Source organism: Rhizobium moroccans, assembly GCF_057559155.1.
The window spans coordinates 190,602-211,403 of the sequence record NZ_JBHFJG010000013.1; the positions used below are offsets into that span (position 1 = coordinate 190,602).

Here is a 20,802-nt window from a genome sequence, read left to right on the forward strand (position 1 = left end):
TTTGCCGCCGCCATTGCCTAAGTCGGATGTCCAACCTTCCTGCGACCTCACGAGGTGTTCCGGTGAATTCTCCCCTCGTCATCTTCGATCTCGACGGCACGCTGATCGATACCGCGCCCGATCTCATCGACAGCCTGAACCATACGATCGCGGCGGCCGATCTTGCGCCGGTCACCTTCGCGGACCTCACCCATCTCGTCGGCCAGGGAGCGCGCGTGATGATCCGCCGCGCCTTCGAACTCCGAGGCAAGCCGCTCGATGAGAAGGACGTGGAACCGTTGCTCGAGCGTTTCCTCGCCCATTACAAGGCACATATGCCGGGCGAAAGCCGCCCCTATCCCGGTCTCATCCAATGCCTGGATCGTCTTTCGGCCGCCGGCATGACGCTCGCCGTCTGCACCAACAAATCGGAAGAGCTTGCCCTGCCGCTTCTCGAAAAGCTCGGCCTGACGCAGCGTTTCGCCGCGATCACCGGGGGAGACACGTTCCCCGTCCGCAAGCCCGACGCGCGCCACATCCTCGGCACGATCGAGCGCGCCGGCGGCGATCGCGAAAAGAGCGTGATGATCGGCGACAGCATCAACGACATCCTGGCCGCCCGCAACGCCGGCATTCCCTCGATCGCCGTCACCTTCGGCTATTCGGACGTTCCCGTGCACGAACTCGAACCGGACCATGTGATTGACGGCTTCGATGAGCTCACCGCCGACCTGATCGGACGAGCGATCGCCGAGGGCGTCAAACTTCAGCCGATCGTCGATAGCGCGACGGCCTGAGCCCGGCGAGGCCTGCCATGAGGATCGAGCGGGTCGGGCGAATTTCCACAAGCGATATCGCGGATTGCGACTTCTCCTTCGACGTGACCTCCGAGCTGAAGGCGCCCTGGGACCCGTTCCGGGACGTCGAAGATGTCGAGGCTTATGGAAAGACCTATGAATTCCATGAGGATGAAGCGAGGACGGATGAAGACCGCGCCGTGATCGCGGCGATCGACGGCAGCCGGGTCCGTGGCTACGTGATCGTCTCCAGGAGCTGGAATGGCTATGCGGAGATCGATGACATTCAGATCGACCGGCCGCTGCGCGGCACCGGTCTCGGCCGCCTGTTGATGGATCATGCGGTCGAATGGGCGAAGGCTCAGGCCCTGCCCGGCATCCGCCTCGAAACGCAGTCCAACAATGTGGCTGCGTGCCGGTTCTACAAGAGATACGGCTTCGAACTCGGCGGATACGACGAACATCTCTACAGCGCGCTCGGCCAATCCCGCCGGGAGATCGCGCTCTTCTGGTACCTGTTCTTCAAGAAATAAGGGCGGCGCTATCCGCACCGCCCTAATTGTTTTTCAGCTTCGGTCCTGGATCACGCCTGCGGCGTTCTCGCCTTGGTGGTCGCCTCGAAAGCCTTCTCAACCGCCGCATCCCGACCGTAGACATCATCGAAATATTCCACCACGCCGTCCTTGTTCGGCCATGCCGTGAAATAGGCCACGTAGACCGGGATCTTCGCATTCACCTTGGCGGCGACATTCTTGCCGGCCGCGATCCGCGCCGAAACGTCCGCCTCGGTCGTGCCGAGCACCGCGGCCGCCATCTTGCGCGGTTCGGCAAGCCGCACGCAACCATGGCTCAGAGCCCGCATGTCGCGCTGGAAATAGCTCTTTGAGGGCGTGTCATGCATGTAGATCGCATGCGCGTTCGGGAAGAGTATCTTTAGATCGCCGAGCGCATTGTCGCTCGACGGCGGCTGGCGTACCGAAATCCCCCTGGTCGATCCATACCAGTTGACGTTGCGCGAGGAGACCGTGCGGCCGTTGACGGCCACCTCGTAACCCAGCCGGTCGAGATAGGACGGGTCCGAGCGCAGGCGCGGCAGCATCTCATTGACGATGATCGACTGCGGCACGCCCCAATAGGGGTTGAACTCCACCGTCTGGATTTCGTCCTGGAAGAAATAGGTCTGGTTCGCTTTCGAGCCGATGACGACGCGCATCGAGAACTGCTCGGCGCCGTGCTCGTGATAGTTCACCGTATAGGCCGGCTGATTGATGAAGACGTAGCGGTCGCCGAGATTGTCCGGCAACCAGCGGGCCTCTTCCATGGCGACGACGAGCTTGCGGATCTTGTCCTCGGCGGTATGGCCGGTCATGGCGCGCACGGTGGCCGGGCCGATCACGCCGTCCGCCTTCAAACCCGCTTCCTCCTGGAAGGACTTCACGAGATCGACGAGTTCGGGCGTATAGTCGGTCGACTGCTGATAGCCGGCAAAGATCGCGGAATGCTTGCTCTTCAGCGCATCCGAACCGCGATGCTCGATCGCCGCCACCACGTTGGCCATTTCCGGGCTGCTCTTGCCCGGCTTCAGGATCAGGTTTTCCGGCAGCGCGACCGCCGCACTCTCCTTGCTTGCCTCCGCCTTCAGCTTGGCAAGCTCCGCCTTCAACGCATTGAAATGGGCGCTCTGCGGCGCCAGGCTTTCCAGATAGGCGCCGGCATCCGTGCTGTTCTTCACGAAGGGAAGCACGACGGAGAGGTTCACGTCCTTGCGCTTCAGGTCGTGGTAGCCGGAAATCCGGTTCGGATCGATGCGCCCGCGGATCATGTCCTGTGCGAAGGTCAGCACCTTGGCCGACAGGGCAAGCTCGAACTGCATCAGTTGCCGTTCATGCGTCTCGATCCCGGAAACGGCAGGAACATCCGATGCCTCGACGGCTTCGTCGGTCGCGGAAACGGGCTCTATGCTCGCGGTGACCAGCTCGGGCACCGGCAGCACGTAATCGGCCGGATCGAGCCCGTAGTCGCCGGCCTTTTCGAGCGTGGCGAGCACGGCCCTCGCCTTCTCCGTGATGTCGCCATCGGCAACCCAGAGGGTCTTGGCGCCGGATCGGCCGTAATAGGTCTCCAGCGCCTGTGCGACGTCGCTGGCGGCCATCACCTTGGCTTCAGTCAGGAAACGGCTCTCGTCGGTTGCCGTCGCCGCGGCAAAGCCGTCCGTTTTCACGGCGCGCACGGCATCCGTCTTGTAGGTGTAATAGGTTGGCCCGGAGACCTTCGGCAAGGGCTCGGGATCGCGGTCGCGGACGGCGGAGGACGGCTGGCGCCCCGCGACGTTCGGCGCCGGAGCCGGCTCCTCGGCGACCGGTGCGCGCTTTGCCGGCCCACCCCGAATGAGATCGAGAAGCGTCAGGGCATGGGCGGGTGCGACACCTCCGGCAAGCAATGAAATTCCCGACGCGAGCGCAAGCGCGATCGAAGTCCTGTTAAGTCTCTGCTGCAATGTCGTCCCCGTGCCTGATTCCGCGTGACCACGCGGCTTGAAGAAGTATCACGGCATCTAACGAATGCCATGAGGGATGGAAATAAAGCCCGGCTGCGCGGGCCGACTCGGCAGGCCCGAAAAGCGCGCCGGTTCGCAGGCGAAAGGTTAAGAAAATATTCGTTAAATTTTTACTGATGCGATGCCGGCCAAGCCCGGCATTCGTGCAAACCGCGTCGAATTAATTTTGGCTGCGTGGCACAAAAGGCACGCCGTTTGCTTTGAACGCGAGCGATCCACGGCATGGTTCCACTCGGGCGAATCGCCTTTCCTCAACCTAATCGTTTAGAAAATACCCTGCCCTCTTGCGCGCTTCCGCGTAGTTGAATACTGCCTGCGGCAGCAATCCACCTGGACGAAAATAAAGGCAGCGAAGATGGCATCGACCCGCACGGAAACCGATACGTTTGGCCCGATCGAAGTGGCGAGCGACCGTTACTGGGGAGCCCAGGCACAGCGCTCCCTCGGCAATTTCAAGATCGGCTGGGAGAAGCAGCCGCTCTCCGTGGTCCGCGCACTCGGCATCGTCAAGCAGGCTGCAGCCCGCGCCAACATGAACCTCGGCGGACTTGATCCGGCTCTCGGCAAGGCGATCGAGGACGCGGCCCAGGAAGTCATCGACGGCAAGCTCGACGACCACTTCCCGCTCGTCGTCTGGCAGACCGGTTCCGGCACCCAGTCGAACATGAACGCCAACGAGGTCATCTCCAACCGGGCGATCGAAATGCTCGGCGGCACCATGGGCTCGAAGAAGCCGGTGCACCCGAACGACCACGTCAACATGAGCCAGTCGTCGAACGATACCTATCCGACGGCCATGCACATCGCCTGCGCCGAGCAGATCGTTCGCCATCTCATCCCGTCGCTGAAGCATCTGCATGCGGCGCTGGACGCCAAGGCGAAGGCCTTCGCGCACATCATCAAGATCGGCCGCACGCATACCCAGGATGCCACGCCGCTCACGCTCGGCCAGGAATTTTCCGGCTATGCGGCCCAGATCGCCTCCTCGATCAAGCGCATCGAACTCACCCTGCCGGGCCTCTATGAACTCGCCCAGGGCGGTACCGCCGTCGGCACGGGCCTCAATGCGCCGGTCGGCTTTGCCGAAAAGGTCGCCGAGGAGATCGCCAAGATCACCGGCCTCCCCTTCGTCAGCGCGCCGAACAAGTTCGAGGCGCTCGCCGCCCATGACGCGATGGTCTTCGCGCACGGCGCGATCAACGCGGCCGCCGCGGCCTGCTTCAAGATTGCCAACGACATCCGCTTCCTCGGTTCGGGCCCGCGCGCCGGCCTCGGGGAACTGGCGCTTCCGGAAAACGAGCCGGGCTCCTCGATCATGCCGGGCAAGGTCAACCCCACCCAGTCCGAAGCCATGACCCAGGTCTGCGCCCATATCTTCGGCAACCAGGCGGCGATCACTTTCGCCGGCAGCCAGGGCCATTTCGAACTCAACGTCTACAATCCGATGATGGCCTACAATTTCCTGCAGTCGGTGCAGCTCCTCGGCGACGCCGCCGTCTCCTTCACCGACAATTGCGTGGTTGGCATCGAGGCACGCGAAGACAATATCAAGCGCGGCGTGGAAAACTCGCTGATGCTGGTGACCGCGCTCAACACGCGCCTTGGCTATGACGCCTGCGCCAAGATCGCCAAGACAGCCCACAAGAACGGCACGACGCTTCGCGAGGAGGCGGTCGGCGGCGGATACCTCACCAATGAGGAATTCGACCAGTATGTGCGCCCCGAAAACATGATCGGCCCGAAGTAACCGGCCGCTTCACATCCTGCACCACATCCGCTTCATGCTTCGGCGTGAGGCGGATGTACAGCTCTCCTCTACCCATCTCACTGGATGAGCGCGCCTCGCGCATATTGCTGCCACGCAATAGGATAAAGTATAAAGTAATATTAGTAGCCATTGGGCTTCGAACGCGCGGCAAGAAGAAGCTGTGCCAAAGTGAAATTACTTAATTCCTTTTCCAATAGTTTTCATTTAACTTCAGTCAAATAGGGCTGGGTTTATTCGGAGTTCATCGATGACGACGGCGAATGCGCCGAAGGCGCAAACGGCTGACGTTATGAGTCAGATCATCTATGCCGTGCGGTCGATGGGGGTGGCGCCGGTCCCGCGCAACTATCAACTATTCTATGAAGCCTATATCGGATCGCATCCGGACCTGACGCGCGATCTCGCCGCGCTCGGAAACCGCGCCACACAGGAAGAACTCGACAGGCTTGCGCAGATCTATATCGGCGGCGGCCAGACCGATATCGTCGAGCGGGCGCATACGAGATTGCTCACGGAACTCGAAGGGCTGCTGAATGTCCTGCACCAGGAGCAGCGTTCGCTCGAAAGCTATAGCAAGCTGCTGAGCGAGACGGCATTGCGGATCAGCTCCAAGAGCAGTTTTTCGAGCGATATCATCCGCAGCGCCATCGCGCTTTTGAGCGAGGCGACCGGCGACAAGATGGTTCATGGCGAAAAAACCGCCGGGACCGTCGCCCAGAGTTCCCAGGAGATCGATGAGGTCCGCAAGGAACTCGACGAATACAAGCGGATCGCCAATACCGATTCGCTGACGCGGCTCGCCAACCGCCGCGCCTTCGACGAGCGGCTGACGTCGATCTACGACAACGCCGCCATGCTGCCGTTCACGGCCCTCGTGCTCGCCGACATCGACAATTTCAAGAAGATCAACGACAGCTACGGCCACCCGGTCGGAGACAAGATCCTCGCCACCGTCGCCACCGTCATCCGCGCCAATGTCCGCAACGAAGTTTTCGTGGCGCGCACGGGCGGGGAAGAATTCGCCCTCCTCGTCGAAGGCAACACGCCCGACGAGGTGATGGCCATCTGCGAGCGCATCCGCCGGGCCGTGGAAACGCGCATCTTCCGCAATTCCCGCACCGGCGTGAATTACGGACCGATCACCCTATCGCTGGGCTGCACCATGGCATCACAGGCGAACGATCCCGGCGAGCTCTACGCCAATGCCGATACCGCCCTCTATCATGCGAAGAACGCGGGGCGGAACCGCACGAGTTTCTTCGAAGAAGAAATGAAGAGCGAATATGTCGGCAAGAGCTGGCTCATCTACCGGAAATAGACGGCAGATTAGGGTCAGGCCCCATTAATTCCGATAGCATCGAATGACGGCGATGGGCCAAACTGCATCCGAAATGTGATTAGCCAATGCCCGCTTTGGCCGAACGCTTTGGGTCCAAATGACCCTCTTCGAGTTTGCACCAGTTTGTAAAAACAGGTTTTGGGTTGCCAAAGACAGCCGCTAAAATCCCTTTTTGCTGCGCGAACTAATTGCCAATTTTTCAACTAGTTCATCAGTGATAGGCTTACTCACCGAGAACGTAACTCCGGTCTTAGTCGCCTTGAGTTTCAAAGAAGCGATCTCGTCTGCATGGGCAGCAATTGCACCCGGATCAACATATAGACCGCATTGTTTACTGAAGACAGCATAGCCCGCGATAATCGTTTCTTCGATCTGGAAACCGGGCATATCGTACTTCATGATTTCTTCGGCGTCTGGTAGTGCCCGCGATAGCTGTGCACGCAGTTGACCCAACATGGCGCGAAACTGCTCCGGTGCTGCGGCTATATAGGCGTCATGATTATCCTTCTTCGTCATGCCGACAGTATGCCTTTCAGCATGTCCAAAGGCAACAAATTGGGCGCTAAAGCTCTTGATGCGGCTGTGTGTCTCGGCGCTCCTAGGCTCAGGCCCCAAAGGGATTCACAGGCCGGTGCGGGTCTACTGCACCCGCACCTTCTTCTCGGCCATCGCCGCCACCATCATCTTCTGGATTGGCGCTCAATGAGTTCCGAACCGAAAAACGCCGAACCGGCATGAGGAGGCGTGCGGCAGATAGCGGTCTCAACTTCCGACGTCGATCCCCGACGACATATCCGTCGCCGCCGCGACGATGGCGCGTCTCAACCATATGTGTCTGGGTGCGTCCTGCTGGCGCGCATGCCAGGCGAGGCTCATCGTGAAACTCCCAAGATCGAGGGGCGGCGGCAAGGATACCAGACGCCTCATAGTGGCGGCCGCCCGCGCCAGGCTGGACGGCAGGGTCATGATGAGGTCTGAGCGAGCGGCGATCTCTACCGCCGCGAAGAAGTTCGGCACGCGCAGCTTCACCCGCCGCGTTCGCCCCATCCGCGCCAGTACCTCATCGACGGGTGCCGCGCCCACGCCGGTAACGCTCACCACGATATGCTCGAGCGCCAGAAAGCGGTCGAGCGTGAGATTTCCGGCAAGCGCGGGGTGATGCGCCCGCATGAGCGTCACGAGGTTTTCGTCATAGAGGCGGCGCCGGTGGATGCCGGCCGGCGCGTCGTCGATCAGCGCCACCATCGCATCCGCGCCGCCTTGCTCCAGCAGATCGAAACCGTTCGAACCCGGCGCGACGATATCGAGGTCGAGGAACGGCGCCTCGCGGGCGAAGCGGGCGAGCAGATGCGGCGCGAGCGTGGCCGCCTGGAGATCGGGCATGAGCAGCCGTATTCTCCCCGTCGCCGTCGCCGGATCGAACGCATTCGCCTCCAGTATCTCGCCTACGCCTTCCAAGATCCTGCGCAGCGCAGGGCGCACCTCCTCCGCACGGGCGCTGAGAAGGTAACCGCCCGGCCCGTCGACCAGCAGCGCATCCGAAAACAGCGCGCGCAACCGCCCGAGCGCCCGGCTTGCGGCCGGTTGGCTCATGCCGAGCCGATGGGCGGCCCGCGTCACGCTCTTCTCCTCCAGCAGCGCGTCGAGCGCCACCAGCAGGTTGAGATCGATCCCGCGCAAATTCACTTCGTGCATACAGACTATATATCACATGCATTGGACGCATGAAACTCCCGCGCCTACCCTCCCTCCATCGAGCAAACCGAAGGAGGACCAATCATGTATGTCGTACTTGGAGCAAACGGCCGGGCCGGCGGCGAAGCAGCACGCGCCCTCATCGAACGCGGCGAGGCCGTGCGTGTCGTCCTGCGCCGCAGGGAACAGGGTGAAAAATGGGCAGATCTCGGCGCCGAAGTGGCCGTTGCGAGCATCGAGGATGCCGAAGCAATCGCCGATGCGCTGAAGGGCGCGTCGGGAGCCTTCCTCATCAATCCGCCGCCGGTGAGCGGCGATCCCTATACCCGCACGGAAGAACTCGGCACGGCGCTGGCCGTCGCGGCACGGCGGGCGCATCTGCCGAAAGCCGTCGTGCTGTCGTCCATCGGAGCGCAGCATGCCTCCGGCACCGGCGTCATCGCCACGCTCAACCGGTTCGAGGCGCTGCTTGACCGGGTGGCACCCTCAATCGCCTTTATGCGGTCTGGCTATTTCGTCGAGACCTGGGGAGAGATGGCGGAGACCGTCATGTCGGAAAGCGTGCTGCCCACCTTTATCGAACCCTCTCGGAAAATCCCGATGGTGAGCACGATCGATGTCGGGCGCACTGCGATAACCTTGCTGGGCGAAGAGTGGACCGGCAAGCGGGTTGTCGAGCTGACAGGACCGGAAGACTGGAGCGCCGGCGACGTGGTCTCGGCCTTCGCGGAAATTCTCGGCCGCCCGGTAAAGTCAGTGTTTGTTCCGCCGGAGGGCCGCGCCGCACTGCTTGCCGAGGAAGGCGTGCCCGCCGAGGTGGCGGACGCACTTCTCGGCATGTACGAGGGCATCGCCAATGGACTGTTCACACGCCAGAACGACAACGAACACCGGCGCGGCACGACTTCGCTCACGACAGCGATAGAGCGCCTCGTCGCAAAAGCTCACCGAGCCGGCCGCTGAAGCAGCGGCTCACCACATGGTTTTAGCGGCGCGGCCTGCCCATTCCCGGTCATAGGTTTCCTGGTCGAAATCCGCTTTCGCCGCTTTCAGGAGCGTGCCGGGCGTGGGCAGGTCCTTCGGCTCCACGAAATGTTCCGGGTTCCAGAGCTCGGCGCGCATCAGCGCCCGGGCACACTGGAAATAGACCTCGCCGATGGTGATGATGGCGACGCTGCGCGGATGTTTCCCATCCATTTCGAAACTCTGCAGAAGCGCCGGCTCCACCGAGATCACCGCGCTTCCGTTCACCCGCATGGTCGTGGTCGATCCGGGGATCAGGAACATCAGGGCGACGCGCGGATCGCGCACGATGTTGAGGAGCGAATCGATCCGGTTGTTGCCGCGCCAGTCCGGCAGCAGCAGGGTGGCTTCGTCCCTCACCCGCACCGCGCCGCCGAGATCGCCGCGCGGGGAGCAATCGAGCCCTTCCGGGCCGACGGTTGCAAGCCCCACGAAGGGCGAGGCCTCGATCATCTGCCGGTACTCGGGCGTCAGCGTCCGCGTGACCTTGACGAGCGAGGCCTCGGAAGCCCCGTCATAGATTTCCCTGAGCTGCTCGACGGATGTGATGATGGTCATGATGTCCTGCCCGATGAATGCCGGGCAGAGCCTATGCCACGGTTATGTGACGATCAAGCGACACCGCGCCCGGTCCTGTCGATCCGGCCGCATTCCTCCTCCTCCAGGAAGGACCGGATAGCATCTATCACCTCGGGAGAGCTGACGATCCGCCGGTGGCCGAGGCCGTTGGCCCAGAGGAAACGGACCGAAGACAGGCGCTCGTAGCGCCGCGCATGCGCCGCATCCACTTCCTTGTCCTCTTCCGCATGCACCACGAGCAAGGGCATCCCGAGGCTCTTGATGACCGGCACGCCGTCTATGTCGTCCAGCCGGGCGCCGGCGACGGTTTCGGCGTGAGCGATCAATCGCGACTTGACCTGCGCCGACAGACCAACCATTCGCGAGAACCCGTCGAACAGCCATCGGACCTGGCTCGGCGAGCCGATCACCGCCAGCTTGCCGGGAGAGAATGTGCCGGCATTCCGCATCACCCCGCCGGCCGCGAGCACGAGGCTCGCCCCGCCGAAAGAGTGCCCGACCGCCGCATCGAAGGGCCCGAAGCGCTTTTCGGCCTCTGCGATGGTGTCGACGGCAAGCCGTATGTGCAGCATTCGCCCACTCGATCCGCCATGGCCGGGAAAATCCAGAACCACGACCTCCGCCCCGCCTTCCGCAAGGCCGGCCGCGAGCGCCGAGATATAGGCGGCATTGGAGCCCCAGCCATGCACCACGAGATAGCGCGGGCGACCCGGCGCGCCCTCCCCGTTGAACCGGTAAGCCATGACGGTCTTGCGCCCGACCGGGAACGGCATCTGCTCAGCGCCGGCGAGCCGCAGGCGCCCCTCCTCCTCGGTCGCTCGGGCCTTTTCGCTCTTCGGCCTGCGCGAGGGCGTCAGGCAAAAGAGCCTGAAGGCAAGCCGGCCGGCGGCTGCGGGCGAGATCTTGCCGATAGAGGCGAAACCCAGACTGATGACCTTGGTGGCAAAGGATGGCATAGTGAGATGATCCGATAAATGTTCAATACTGAACAATAAAGTACAAGCATGAACAAAAATCAATCCCTCCCTTGGGATCATCCGCGTTTTCGAAGCTGGGTTGCCGTGGCCCGCGCCTGCCAGCTCATGCAGACCGTGCTGACCCGCGAGCTTGCCGAACTCGACATCAAGCCGCCGCATCTCGACATTCTCGTCAATCTCTATCGCTTCGAAGGCATTTCGCAGCAGGAGCTGGCCCGCAGGCTTCTGGTCGGCCGCTCCAACATGAGCATGACGCTGCCGCAGATGGAAAAGCGCGGGCTCATCGAGCGCCGCGGCGACAGCCGCGACAAGCGCATCCTGCGGCTCTTTCTCACCGCCGAGGGGCGGCGGATAGCCGCTCAGGCGATGGCGATCCAGACCTCGCTCATCGAGCGCACGCTGTCCTCGACGCCGATCGAGCAATGCACGGCTCTCGCCGAATCGATGGAGAAGATCATCGTCGCGCTACAGGCGGAAACCGCCGACGAGACGGCCGAGCCCGCGTGAGCGCTTCAGCGGGGCCGCCGCGAATCGCGGGTGAGCCCCTTCTCCGCGAGTTCCCGCTCGTATTCGGCAAAGAGTTCCGCGCCCCGTTCGCCAAGTTCGCGCAGATAAGGCCAGGTATAGATGCCGCTGTCATGCATGTCGTCGAAGCCGATCCGCACCGCGTAATTGCCTGCCGGCGTCACGGTCACGATCGCGACATCGCGCTTGCCGGGCACAGTCACCTTCTGGCCGGGTCCGTGCCCCTGCACCTCCGCCGAGGGGGAAAGCACGCGCAGCATCTCCGCTGCGAGCGAAAAGGCCTTTCCGTCACTGAAGGTTATGTTCAGGTTGCGCCGATCCTTCGATATGCGCAGTTCCGTCGGCCAGATTTCGCTCATCGCAATCGATCCGTTGTAAGTCGCTGCCTGGAGGATTATGAAGTTGATTGATCCATCGCAAGTGATTTTGATCGCCGATCGATTATCCCGCACTTGACGGTGAGACCGACAGCGCCCACGTTCGATGGATCAGGAGATAACGCGTGAACAGTTTTGCAGGATCGCTCGACAGGGCAGCACCGCTGGTTGCCGACAAGGCGCCGATGATCGACCCGTTCGGCCGCGCGGTCACGTATCTGCGCGTATCCGTCACCGACCGCTGCGATTTCCGCTGCACCTATTGCATGGCCGAGCACATGTCCTTCCTGCCCAAGAAGGACCTGTTGACGCTCGAAGAGCTGAACCGGCTCTGTTCCGCCTTCATCGCCAAGGGCGTGCGCAAGCTGCGCCTGACGGGCGGCGAACCCCTGGTGCGCAAGAACATCATGTTTCTCGTGCGCGAACTCGGCAGGCATGTGCAGTCCGGCGCGCTGGACGAGCTGACGCTGACCACGAACGGTTCGCAGCTCGCCCGCTATGCCGACGAGCTTTATGATTGCGGCGTGCGCCGCATCAACGTCTCGCTCGACACGCTCGACCCTCAGAAATTCAAGGAAATCACCCGCTGGGGAGATTTCCACAAGGTCATGGAAGGCATCGATGCCGCCCAGAAAGCCGGCCTGAAGATCAAGCTCAACGCCGTGGCGCTCAAGGATTTCAACGAGCACGAAATCCCCGAAATGCTGCGCTTCGCGCATGGCCGCGGCATGGATATGACGGTCATCGAGACCATGCCCATGGGCGAGATCGAGGAGGACCGCACCGATTGGTATCTGCCGCTCTCCAAGCTGCGGGCCGATCTCGAGGAGCGGTTCACGCTTGTCGATATCCCCTATAAAACCGGGGGGCCGGCGCGCTATGTCGAGGTGAAGGAAACCGGCGGACGTCTCGGTTTCATCACGCCGATGACCCATAATTTCTGCGAGAGCTGCAACCGCGTGCGGCTTACCTGCACCGGCACGCTCTACATGTGCCTCGGCCAGAACGACGCGGCCGATCTCTGCACGCCGCTGCGCGCCTCCGAGAGCGACGACTATCTCATGGCCGCGATCGACGAGGCGATCTCGCGCAAGCCCAAGGGCCACGATTTCATCATCGACCGCAAGCACAAGAAACCCGCCGTCGCCCGCCACATGAGCGTCACGGGCGGTTGAGGCTCACGTCCGGCTGATCGAGACGCCGCCGTCGGCCAGCATGGCCGAGCCGGTCACGAAACTCGCCATGTCCGATGCCAGGAAGCACGCCGCTTTGGCGATCTCCTCCGGCTGCGCCACCCGTTTCAGCGCATGCAGGCCGTTGATGAAGGCAACCGTCTCCGGAAGCGCCCCCGGGAAATTGATGGGGTTGGCCTGCGTATCCACGCCGCCCGGCAGCAGCGCGTTGACCCGGATGTTCTGCGTCCCGAGTTCGGCCGCAAGCACCTGCACCAGGCCGATCAGCCCCGCCTTGGCCGCCGCATAGGGGCCCATGCCCGGCATTCCGGCCGAATATCCGACGAAGGTGGAGGTGAATATCATCGAGCCGCCTCCCCGCTTCATCATGGCCGGCGCCTGATGCTTTGCCGCCAGGAACCCGCTCGTCAGGTTGAGATCGATGTTCTCGCGCCAGTCGGCAAGCGAGGTCTCGCTGATCGACCCGTAGCTCGAGGTGCCGCCGGCATTGTTGAAGGCGATGTCGAGGCCTCCGAAACGCTCCACCGCCGTCGCAACGAGCCGCGCGTGCAGCGCCTCGTCGCGGATGTCGCCCGCCACCGCGGCGGCTTCGCCGCCTGCCGCGGAAATCTCCCCGACGAGGCCATCGAGCTCGGCCTGTCTCCGCGCGGTGACGACCACGCAGGCGCCCTCGGCCGCGAAGAGCTTGGCTGCCGCCCGGCCGATTCCGGCGCTTGCACCGCTGATGATGGCGACCTTGTCCTTGAATAGCGTCATGTCTGTGATCTCCTGTTCTGCGGGATACCGTTCCCGCCCTGGAGATCACAAACTCAGCCCTTCGAAGCCACCCGTTTCCTGCCGGAAACGAAAAAGCCGGGGTGATGCCCCGCCTGCCGTCGATTCAGCACTCAGGCCGCGTCGTAGCGGCGTGCCTGCGCATGGGTCACGGATCGCGGCTCGCCCGTCCTGAACCGCTCGATCTTTTCGGAAAGCGTCTCCACGCGCTGCCTGAGGCCATGGATTTCGGCATTGTTCTCCTCCACCATGGCCGCATTGCGCTGCGTGATCAGTTCCACCTCCTGCACCGCGCTCGTCACCTCCTTGATGCCGGTCGCCTGCTCTCCCGTCGCAGACGAAATGGAGGCGACCAGTTTGCGGATATCGGTCACATGCGAGATGATCCGGTTCAGCGCTCCGCCGGTCTCCTCCACCAGGTTCACGCCATTGCTGACCTGCGAGGAACTCACGGAAATGAGCTGCTTGATCTCGCGGGCGGCACCGGCGCAGCGTTGGGCGAGCTCGCGCACTTCCTGCGCAACGACCGCGAAACCGCGTCCCGCCTCGCCGGCGCGCGCGGCCTCCACGCCGGCATTTAGCGCCAGCAGATTGGTCTGGAAGGCGATCTCGTCGATCACGCCGATGATCGTGGCGATCCGGTTGGAGGAACGGCTGATCTCGCCCATGGCGTCGACGGCGCGCGCCACCACCTCGCCGGAGCGCACGGCGAACTCTTCCGCCTCGTTGACCGAAACCGAGGTCTGCTTGGCGCTTTCGGCCGTCGATCGGACGATATCGCTCAAATGGCGCAGCGCCCGCGAGCTTTGCTCGAGCGCCGCCGCCTGCTGCTCTGTGCGGCGGGCAAGGTCGTCGGCGGAAGCCGCGAGATTGCCCGTACCGCCGTCGATCTCCTCGGTCGTGAAGCGCACATCGGCAAGCGTCGCGCGCAGGGCTTCGACGGCCTGGTTATAGGTGCGCGCCATCTCCACGAAATCGGCAGGCAGGTTCTCGTCCATGCCCTGCTCCAGATCGCCGTCGGCAAGCTTGCCCAACACTTCGGAAAGCGCCGTCAACGCCTGCCGCTGCTCGGCGGCGATGCGGGCGCGTTCGGCAGCGCGGCGCTCGGCCTCAGCCGCCGAGAGTTCACGGGATGCCGCGGCCTCCTGTTCCAGCCGCACGTTTTCGAGCGCCGCATCCCGGAAGACCGTGACGGAGCGCACCATGTCGCCGATCTCGTCGCGGCGTTCGCGGCCCTCTATCTTCACTTCGAGGTCGCCGTCGGCAAGCCGCTTCATCACTTCCGTCACGCGCTTCAACGGACCGCGCAGGGTTTCCACCAGCATCAGCCCGCCGGCGATCGCGAGCAGCGTGCCCACCACCATGGCGATGACCGAAAGCCTCGCAGAACGCTCGCTATCCTCCTTGCCGACCTCCTGGGCCTGGGCGACGAAATTCTTCAGCCCCGCCATGCCCGCGGTCAGCGCTTCCGTGGCCGCGCCGCGCGCCTGGCGCCATTCCCCGGCGATCCGCAGCGTGTCGGCAGATTTCTCATCCACCGCCTTCAGCAGCGGCTCCAGCTTGGGCGCGAAGTCGCGCATGGCGGCGTTGCGCGGATTGAGTTCAGAGACCTTGGCGCTGGAAGTCCTCAGTGCTGCGATATCCGCAAGCACGGTACCGCGCGCCTCCTCCGTCAGATGCGAGGAAAACCGCTCCGCGTGCAGCCGCATCGCATCGATGACCGTGAGCGAGGTGTCGATCTCCTCTAGGAGATCGCGAAGTGTGGCGACATCGTCCTCCAGGTCCACGAAACGCTCGGCTGCGTCGCCGGATTTCTTCGACACTTCCGCCTGAAGTTCGCCTTGCCATTTCATGAAACCGCTTGCGCCCACCCGCAGGGTTTGGCTTTTGGTGGCCGGCTCCATGTTCTCTTCTGCGGTCGCTTTCATCTTCTCCGCCGCCTGACGGATCGGTTCCATGGCCGCCTTGCCCCTCGGCGAGAGCATGGGTTCGATGGCCGCGAATTCCTTGAGAAGCGTTCCGCCGTAGAGTGTGGCGGCCTTGGCCGTGGCTTCGTCGGTTTCGGCCTTGCGCACCGCATCGCGCAGGTTTTCGATCCGGTGCGCAATGGATTTATAGGCAAAGGCTTCGAACAGCATTGCCTTCGCAAACCGCTCCTTGCCGTCGAACTGCCGGCGGACCGTGTCGATCTGCTGGTCGACGGCGGTCGCCAGCGTGCGGATCTCGTCGAATGCCGCTTCCATCTCCCGCGCATTCTGGTCGCGCCGTTCCTTGACCGCCCACAGCGCATCCGCACGCTCGCGCATCTGCGGCGCAAGCGCCTTCACCGGCGCCACCCGCTCGCGGTCGCCCGCCGTCGCCAGCAGGCCCTCCAGCGCCGCCACCCCTTCTTGCTGGCGGTCGATGCCCGCTCTCAACGCCGTAAGCGTGGCCTCGTCCGGCTTGTCGGTGAAATCCTGGAGAGCGGCCTGGAGTTCTTCGAAATCGCCGATGTTCTCGATCGTCGCGCGCGTGACCGTCATATGGCCGTTCAGCATGCTGGACGTGTAGTAGCCGGCAAGGCCGACACCGGCGATCAGGAGGATGAGCGGCACGACGAAGAGAAGAACCTTGGTGACGATCCTTCGGCTCTGGAGCAGGCGATCGATGAAGGACATGATACCCCCGGCTGGAATATCTGCCGGTTTCGCTGGCGGCATTCGCGAAACGGCGCAGATGCGATTCCAGCCTCATGCGGGAACAAGGAAGCGCTAGGTTGCGCAATTTCCATTGAACAAGCGTTAATCCGGCTCACAACCAAGCGATTTCGTCTCCTTCGGCTGGTTCCCGAGGCGTACCGCCATGGCCGCAACGGTACTGGCAGCCGTTCGACCCATGTTCTAGAACAACGCAGCGGTTGTAAGGGAATCGGAAATGGCCCTCTCGGAAAATGCGCGCGGCGCGCTGTTCATGTCCATCGCCATGGCAGCGTTCACCTGCAACGATGCCCTCGTGAAATCCGTCACGGCCGAGCTCAGCATTGCCCAGATCATGGCGGTGCGCGGCATCATGACGATGATGCTCGTCTATGCCGCCGCGCGCACCGTCAGCACGCTCGGGTCATGGCGGGTCATGCTGCATCCGCTGGTTCTTCTGCGCGGCACATTCGAGATCGGCGCCACACTGACCTTTCTCTCCGCGCTCGCCAGCATCGAATTCGCCAATGCCTCCTCGATCCTGCAGTCCCTGCCGCTCGCCGTCACGCTGGGTGCTGCGCTCTTCTTCGGAGAGCCGGTCGGCTGGCGGCGCTGGACCGCGATCGCGGTCGGCTTCCTGGGTGTCCTTCTGATCCTGAAGCCGGGACCGGAAGGTTTTTCGCCCGGTTCGCTCTACGCCGTGGGCGCTGTCTTCTTCACCGCCGCCCGCGATCTCACCACACGCCGCATGAGTGCGGATATACCCACCCTTTCCGTGACGCTCTTTACCACGCTCGCCAACACGATCATCGGCACGCTGCTGATCTGGCCGATGGGCGGTTGGCAGCCGTTGAGCGCCGGTACCTTCACTTCTCTGTTGATCGCTTCGGTCGCCGTGTTCGTCGGCTACCAATCGGTCATCATGTCCATGCGCGGCGGCGAAATCTCCTTCGTCGCGCCCTTCCGCTATACGAGCCTCGTCTGGGCGCTCATCATCGGTATCCTGTTCTTCGGCGAAGCTCCGGACCTCTTCATGCTGCTCGGGGCCGCGACCGTCATAGGCTCCGGCCTTTACACCTTCTATCGGGAGGCGAAACGCCGTACCGTCACCGCCGCAGAGGCCAGTCCAGTCAGCCCGTCGGCCTGACGGTCCAAGAGGAGCAATACGTGCAGCAGCAGAGCCGCTTTCTCGACAGAACGACACCGCCGCATATCGCAACGCTCGTCCTCGTCTGCGGGCTCGCCGCCCTCTGCATGAACATCTTCCTGCCGTCGCTTCCCGCCATGGCGGAGCACTTCTCGACCGACTACGCGATCATGCAGTTCGCGGTCTCCGGATATCTCGCGGGCACCGCCGTCCTGCAACTGGCGATCGGCCCGCTTTCCGATCTCTTCGGGCGACGCCCGGTGCTGATCGCCGGCATCGTCATCCTTCTGATCGGCACGCTTGTCTGTGCATTCGCCCCGAACGTAACCGTTTTCATGGTCGGCCGCCTGCTGCAGACCACCATCGTCTCCGCCTTCGTCCTGGCGCGCGCCGTCGTCCGCGACATGGTGCCGATGGAGGAAGCCGCCTCGATGATCGGCTACGTCACCATGGGAATGTCGCTGGTGCCGATGGTGGGGCCCACGATCGGTGGCGTGCTCAACGATCTCTTCGGCTGGCAGGCAAGCTTTGCCGTGCTCTTCATCCTCGGTCTTGCGGTCCTTGCGCTCGTCTTCGCCGATCTCGGTGAGACCAACCGCGCCCGCGCCGGCAGCTTCGCCGAGCAGTTCGGCGCATGGCCCGACCTCCTTCGGTCGCGCCGTTTCTGGGGCTATGTGGCGACCTCCACCTTCTCCTCCGGCATCTTCTACGCGTTCCTGGGCGGCGCGCCCTTCGTCGGCAGCGTGGTCCTCAACATGACGCCGGCCATGCTTGGCCTGAACTTCTTCCTTTTCGCCGCGGGCTTCATGGCCGGCAATTTTCTCTCGGGCCGCTATGCGCGGCGTATCGGCATCACCCGCATGATGCTCGGCGGCAATGTCCTCGGCATCATCGGCATTGCGCTCACGCTCCTGCTCACGCTGTCCTTCCCCGGATCGCCGCTCGCCTTCTTCGGCCCGTTCTTCCTGGTGGGCGTCGGCAACGGGCTGACGCTGCCGAGCGCGAATGCGGGCATGGTAAGCGTGCGTCCGCACATGGCGGGCGCCGCCTCCGGCCTCGGCGGCGCGATCACCGTCGGCGGCGGAGCCCTGCTGGCGATCGTCGCGGGCGCGATCCTCAGCGAAGAAGCAGGCGCAATCCCGCTTCTCGTGCTGATGGGCATTTCCGCCCTGCTTGCCATCCTTTCGAGTGAATTCGTGCGCCAGATCGATCTCAAGGAAGGCTTTTCCACTTCGGAGGCCCGATGAGCAAGCGACCGCCGGCTCTCATCCTCGCGGGCGGGAAGTCGTCCCGCATGGGCCGCGACAAGGCATTCCTCGAACTCGGCGGCGAGACGATGCTCGAGCGCATCCTCCGCCGGCTGAAGCCTCAAGTCTCGGAAATAGCGCTCAACGCCCCGGCACTCCTCTCCGACCCAAAGGGGCTCCAACTGGTGCCGGACATCATCCCCGGACAGATGGGGCCGCTTGCCGGAATTCTCTCCGGCCTGCGCGATCTCGAAGCCCGCAGGTCGAAAGCCTCCCATCTTCTGGTCGTCCCATCGGACAGTCCCTTCTTTCCGGAGAACCTGTCCGCCCGGCTCGAGGCGGGCGTCGATCATCAGCAAACCATCGTGGTCGCAAGTTCCGGCGGCCAGGTGCATCCGGTCTTCGGGTTCTGGCCGGTGGCACTGGCCGATGATCTGCAGGCATGGCTTTCCAACCCGGAAAACCGGCGCATCAAGGCCTATCTCTCCCGTCACCGGGTGGTGACTGTCGATTTCGACCCCGTCGAAACGAGCCGCGGGCCGCTCGACCCGTTCTTCAACATCAACACGCCGGAAGAGCTTGCCGAAGCGCGGGCCTTCCTGGAGGCACTGGCATGACCGCCCCTCGTATCTTCGGCATCGCCGGCTGGAAGAATTCCGGAAAGACCGGGCTCGCCGTACGGCTGGTGGAGGAATTCACCCGCCGCGGCTATGCGATCTCGACCATTAAGCACGCCCATCATGATTTCGACATCGACAAGGTGGGTGCCGATTCCTACCGGCATCGTCAGGCCGGCGCTCATGAGGTGGCGATCGTTTCCGGCACGCGTTACGCCATCATGCACGAGCTGCGCGGCGCACCCGAACCGACTTTCCATGAGATCCTTGCCCGCCTCGCGCCATGCGATCTCGTGCTCATCGAGGGCTACAAGCGCGAACCGGTGCCGAAGATAGAGGCACGGCGGCTGGAATCGGCCCGCCGCGATCCGCTCGCCCCCACCGATCCGCATATCGTCGCCATCGCCGCCGATCATCCGGTCGAGGACACCGATCTTCCCGTCTTCGATCTCAACGATACCGCCGTAATCGCCGATTTCATCGCGAAGGTGACCGGCCTGCCCTGAAGTTGAGGGACTTCACCCGCGCCACCGGGAACAGGCGCAGGCTCGTATAGTAAACGGCATAGGCGACGAAGGTTGCAATCAGCACCAGCCACGCCATGCCTATGGCGAAATCCCGGGTCATCGGCGGGACGAGGCTGCCCTGCATCAATTCATTGATTTATTTATAAAATAAGGACTGCGCGCTGCAGCAATAGCCACTTTTGGTTGTGATCTGTAATTTTACACTTATCACGAGCATTGGCGAATGCTATATGTTTTCCCGGTTGCCGATTTGGCCCTGTGCATTGGCAGCCACGCAATTTTGCACCCCACTATGGCCATATCAACGAGGGCAACTGCATACAGAGAGCATCATAAACCATCGGCAATTCAGGGGAGAGAATGAACTATCACGGCAAGACAATACGGTCGGGGGAGAAGCCCCTTATGTGCCGATAATCAAAGCTAGCTGCGAGGAGCTCTATCATGATAAATAAAGATGTAATCGTGCGATGGGAAAGCGGCCAGGGCGAAGCGTCCGGCGAACTCAATGCGATGGTAAACGGCGAGGCGTTCAACGCCACTACTCTGATTGGGTTCCACATATCCGACGCCGAGAACAAAGGGCGATTTGCCATTGGAAAATGGCCCGTTCCCCTTACAGGGCGCGAACAACAAAAAAATGCCTTCATTCAAATAGTGATTAACGAAGACCTCGAGCTTGGCAACTATGAGGTGCCTTCGAAAGACGTATCAATCACATACGGGCTGCTCAGCACGTATGACGATGGGTCTGCGGTGGGAAGTTACTACGATACGCAGAGTGGCACTCTTCAATTTGAATATAACCATGTTGCGGACGAGGTAAAAGGCGTTTTTAGCTTCGTGGCAACGGACGAAGCCGAGCCGGGTCAAGCAACTAATTTCGATATCACGGGCACATTTAGCAATAAGCTCTTGGGAAAGAAAGCCTGACAAGGAACCTCGCTATGGCGGGCTCGTTCTGGCAAGCTGAAATAAGCCCCGCACCAGAAAAAAGCCGCCGGGC

General features: G+C 62.6%; 20 protein-coding genes and 1 pseudogene. 12 read left to right on the forward strand and 9 right to left on the reverse strand.

Annotation, left to right across the window (positions count from 1 at the left end):
* The first annotated feature begins 26 nt into the window (after positions 1-26).
* Both gph and ACE04I_RS10580 read left to right on the forward strand, forming a co-directional pair.
* Positions 27-776 (forward strand): phosphoglycolate phosphatase, encoded by a 750-nt coding sequence (gene gph / locus ACE04I_RS10575; protein ID WP_046792389.1) that lies wholly within the window; start codon positions 27-29, stop codon positions 774-776.
* Positions 773-1,309: a GNAT family N-acetyltransferase gene (locus ACE04I_RS10580; RefSeq protein WP_487207031.1), complete on the forward strand. Its 537-nt coding sequence runs from the start codon at positions 773-775 to the stop codon at positions 1,307-1,309. The genes gph and ACE04I_RS10580 overlap by 4 nt, the downstream gene beginning before the upstream one ends.
* 50 nt (positions 1,310-1,359) lie before the next feature.
* Here the strand turns inward: ACE04I_RS10580 and ACE04I_RS10585 are convergent, their stop codons facing one another.
* Complete coding sequence (locus ACE04I_RS10585; protein WP_487207025.1) at positions 1,360-3,273, reverse strand: L,D-transpeptidase family protein; 1,914 nt, start codon at positions 3,271-3,273, stop codon at positions 1,360-1,362.
* Positions 3,274-3,688: 415 nt separating this feature from the next.
* On the opposite strand from ACE04I_RS10585, the gene fumC reads away from it, so the two are divergent.
* Positions 3,689-5,080: a class II fumarate hydratase gene (fumC, locus tag ACE04I_RS10590; RefSeq protein ID WP_046792392.1), complete on the forward strand. Its 1,392-nt coding sequence runs from the start codon at positions 3,689-3,691 to the stop codon at positions 5,078-5,080.
* A gap of 268 nt (positions 5,081-5,348) precedes the next feature.
* Positions 5,349-6,419 (forward strand): GGDEF domain-containing protein, encoded by a 1,071-nt coding sequence (locus ACE04I_RS10595; protein ID WP_046792393.1) that lies wholly within the window; start codon positions 5,349-5,351, stop codon positions 6,417-6,419.
* 180 nt (positions 6,420-6,599) lie between these two features.
* On the opposite strand, the gene ACE04I_RS10600 is transcribed toward ACE04I_RS10595, so the two are convergent.
* On the reverse strand, positions 6,600-6,956 hold the full coding sequence (locus ACE04I_RS10600; RefSeq protein ID WP_046792394.1) for an iron chaperone: 357 nt from the start codon (positions 6,954-6,956) through the stop codon (positions 6,600-6,602).
* A 246-nt stretch (positions 6,957-7,202) separates the two neighbouring features.
* Positions 7,203-8,135 (reverse strand): LysR family transcriptional regulator, encoded by a 933-nt coding sequence (locus tag ACE04I_RS10605; protein WP_046792395.1) that lies wholly within the window; start codon positions 8,133-8,135, stop codon positions 7,203-7,205.
* A gap of 84 nt (positions 8,136-8,219) precedes the next feature.
* On the opposite strand from ACE04I_RS10605, the gene ACE04I_RS10610 reads away from it, so the two are divergent.
* Positions 8,220-9,098, forward strand: a complete 879-nt coding sequence (locus ACE04I_RS10610) for an NmrA family NAD(P)-binding protein (RefSeq protein ID WP_046792396.1) — start codon at positions 8,220-8,222, stop codon at positions 9,096-9,098.
* 9 nt (positions 9,099-9,107) lie between these two features.
* On the opposite strand, the gene ACE04I_RS10615 is transcribed toward ACE04I_RS10610, so the two are convergent.
* Entirely contained in the window at positions 9,108-9,716 is a 609-nt protein-coding gene (locus ACE04I_RS10615) for a pyridoxamine 5'-phosphate oxidase family protein (protein ID WP_046792397.1), read from the reverse strand.
* Positions 9,717-9,769: 53 nt separating this feature from the next.
* Positions 9,770-10,693: an alpha/beta hydrolase gene (locus ACE04I_RS10620; RefSeq protein WP_046792398.1), complete on the reverse strand. Its 924-nt coding sequence runs from the start codon at positions 10,691-10,693 to the stop codon at positions 9,770-9,772.
* 48 nt (positions 10,694-10,741) lie between these two features.
* On the opposite strand from ACE04I_RS10620, the gene ACE04I_RS10625 reads away from it, so the two are divergent.
* Positions 10,742-11,221 (forward strand): MarR family winged helix-turn-helix transcriptional regulator, encoded by a 480-nt coding sequence (locus ACE04I_RS10625; RefSeq protein ID WP_046792399.1) that lies wholly within the window; start codon positions 10,742-10,744, stop codon positions 11,219-11,221.
* A gap of 5 nt (positions 11,222-11,226) precedes the next feature.
* Here the strand turns inward: ACE04I_RS10625 and ACE04I_RS10630 are convergent, their stop codons facing one another.
* Complete coding sequence (locus ACE04I_RS10630; protein ID WP_046792400.1) at positions 11,227-11,598, reverse strand: gamma-butyrobetaine hydroxylase family protein; 372 nt, start codon at positions 11,596-11,598, stop codon at positions 11,227-11,229.
* 203 nt (positions 11,599-11,801) lie between these two features.
* Here ACE04I_RS10630 and moaA point away from each other — a divergent pair, with 203 nt between their 5' ends.
* Entirely contained in the window at positions 11,802-12,791 is a 990-nt protein-coding gene (moaA, locus tag ACE04I_RS10635) for a GTP 3',8-cyclase MoaA (RefSeq protein ID WP_487207032.1), read from the forward strand.
* A 3-nt stretch (positions 12,792-12,794) separates the two neighbouring features.
* Here the strand turns inward: moaA and ACE04I_RS10640 are convergent, their stop codons facing one another.
* Both ACE04I_RS10640 and ACE04I_RS10645 read right to left on the reverse strand, forming a co-directional pair.
* Positions 12,795-13,565: an SDR family oxidoreductase gene (locus tag ACE04I_RS10640; RefSeq protein ID WP_046792402.1), complete on the reverse strand. Its 771-nt coding sequence runs from the start codon at positions 13,563-13,565 to the stop codon at positions 12,795-12,797.
* Positions 13,566-13,696: 131 nt separating this feature from the next.
* Complete coding sequence (locus tag ACE04I_RS10645; protein ID WP_487207026.1) at positions 13,697-16,240, reverse strand: methyl-accepting chemotaxis protein; 2,544 nt, start codon at positions 16,238-16,240, stop codon at positions 13,697-13,699.
* A gap of 256 nt (positions 16,241-16,496) precedes the next feature.
* Here ACE04I_RS10645 and ACE04I_RS10650 point away from each other — a divergent pair, with 256 nt between their 5' ends.
* The 4 genes from ACE04I_RS10650 to mobB are packed head-to-tail and all read left to right on the forward strand — an operon-like array spanning position 16,497 to position 19,775.
* On the forward strand, positions 16,497-17,405 hold the full coding sequence (locus tag ACE04I_RS10650) for a DMT family transporter (protein ID WP_046792404.1): 909 nt from the start codon (positions 16,497-16,499) through the stop codon (positions 17,403-17,405).
* A gap of 20 nt (positions 17,406-17,425) precedes the next feature.
* Positions 17,426-18,652: a multidrug effflux MFS transporter gene (locus ACE04I_RS10655; protein ID WP_487207027.1), complete on the forward strand. Its 1,227-nt coding sequence runs from the start codon at positions 17,426-17,428 to the stop codon at positions 18,650-18,652.
* The gene (gene mobA, locus ACE04I_RS10660) at positions 18,649-19,269 is read left to right on the forward strand and encodes a molybdenum cofactor guanylyltransferase MobA (protein WP_046792406.1); all 621 of its coding nucleotides are present in this window, start codon (positions 18,649-18,651) and stop codon (positions 19,267-19,269) included. Before ACE04I_RS10655 ends, mobA begins: the two co-directional genes overlap by 4 nt.
* Entirely contained in the window at positions 19,266-19,775 is a 510-nt protein-coding gene (gene mobB, locus ACE04I_RS10665; RefSeq protein WP_046792407.1) for a molybdopterin-guanine dinucleotide biosynthesis protein B, read from the forward strand. The genes mobA and mobB overlap by 4 nt, the downstream gene beginning before the upstream one ends.
* 7 nt (positions 19,776-19,782) lie before the next feature.
* Here mobB and ACE04I_RS10670 read toward each other — a convergent pair.
* A pseudogene (locus tag ACE04I_RS10670) lies at positions 19,783-19,923 on the reverse strand (EamA/RhaT family transporter); the annotation flags it as partial.
* A gap of 317 nt (positions 19,924-20,240) precedes the next feature.
* Here ACE04I_RS10670 and ACE04I_RS10675 point away from each other — a divergent pair.
* Positions 20,241-20,729 carry a hypothetical protein gene (locus tag ACE04I_RS10675; RefSeq protein WP_046792408.1) on the forward strand — a complete coding sequence of 163 codons (489 nt, stop codon included), beginning with the start codon at positions 20,241-20,243 and terminating at the stop codon, positions 20,727-20,729.
* Positions 20,730-20,802: the final 73 nt, after the last annotated feature.

What these genes read in the sequence shown, in the direction of transcription:
- ACE04I_RS10620 (WP_046792398.1), bottom strand. Translation starts at nt 10,693, where the DNA reads ATGCCATCCTTTGCCACCAAGGTCATCAGTCTGGGTTTCGCCTCTATC.
- ACE04I_RS10625 (WP_046792399.1), top strand. Translation starts at nt 10,742, where the DNA reads ATGAACAAAAATCAATCCCTCCCTTGGGATCATCCGCGTTTTCGAAGC.
- fumC (WP_046792392.1), top strand. Translation starts at nt 3,689, where the DNA reads ATGGCATCGACCCGCACGGAAACCGATACGTTTGGCCCGATCGAAGTG.
- ACE04I_RS10610 (WP_046792396.1), top strand. Translation starts at nt 8,220, where the DNA reads ATGTATGTCGTACTTGGAGCAAACGGCCGGGCCGGCGGCGAAGCAGCA.
- ACE04I_RS10675 (WP_046792408.1), top strand. Translation starts at nt 20,241, where the DNA reads ATGATAAATAAAGATGTAATCGTGCGATGGGAAAGCGGCCAGGGCGAA.
- ACE04I_RS10600 (WP_046792394.1), bottom strand. Translation starts at nt 6,956, where the DNA reads ATGACGAAGAAGGATAATCATGACGCCTATATAGCCGCAGCACCGGAG.
- ACE04I_RS10615 (WP_046792397.1), bottom strand. Translation starts at nt 9,716, where the DNA reads ATGACCATCATCACATCCGTCGAGCAGCTCAGGGAAATCTATGACGGG.
- ACE04I_RS10645 (WP_487207026.1), bottom strand. Translation starts at nt 16,240, where the DNA reads ATGTCCTTCATCGATCGCCTGCTCCAGAGCCGAAGGATCGTCACCAAG.
- mobA (WP_046792406.1), top strand. Translation starts at nt 18,649, where the DNA reads ATGAGCAAGCGACCGCCGGCTCTCATCCTCGCGGGCGGGAAGTCGTCC.
- gph (WP_046792389.1), top strand. Translation starts at nt 27, where the DNA reads ATGTCCAACCTTCCTGCGACCTCACGAGGTGTTCCGGTGAATTCTCCC.
- ACE04I_RS10640 (WP_046792402.1), bottom strand. Translation starts at nt 13,565, where the DNA reads ATGACGCTATTCAAGGACAAGGTCGCCATCATCAGCGGTGCAAGCGCC.
- mobB (WP_046792407.1), top strand. Translation starts at nt 19,266, where the DNA reads ATGACCGCCCCTCGTATCTTCGGCATCGCCGGCTGGAAGAATTCCGGA.
- ACE04I_RS10650 (WP_046792404.1), top strand. Translation starts at nt 16,497, where the DNA reads ATGGCCCTCTCGGAAAATGCGCGCGGCGCGCTGTTCATGTCCATCGCC.
- ACE04I_RS10630 (WP_046792400.1), bottom strand. Translation starts at nt 11,598, where the DNA reads ATGAGCGAAATCTGGCCGACGGAACTGCGCATATCGAAGGATCGGCGC.
- ACE04I_RS10595 (WP_046792393.1), top strand. Translation starts at nt 5,349, where the DNA reads ATGACGACGGCGAATGCGCCGAAGGCGCAAACGGCTGACGTTATGAGT.
- ACE04I_RS10605 (WP_046792395.1), bottom strand. Translation starts at nt 8,135, where the DNA reads ATGCACGAAGTGAATTTGCGCGGGATCGATCTCAACCTGCTGGTGGCG.
- moaA (WP_487207032.1), top strand. Translation starts at nt 11,802, where the DNA reads ATGATCGACCCGTTCGGCCGCGCGGTCACGTATCTGCGCGTATCCGTC.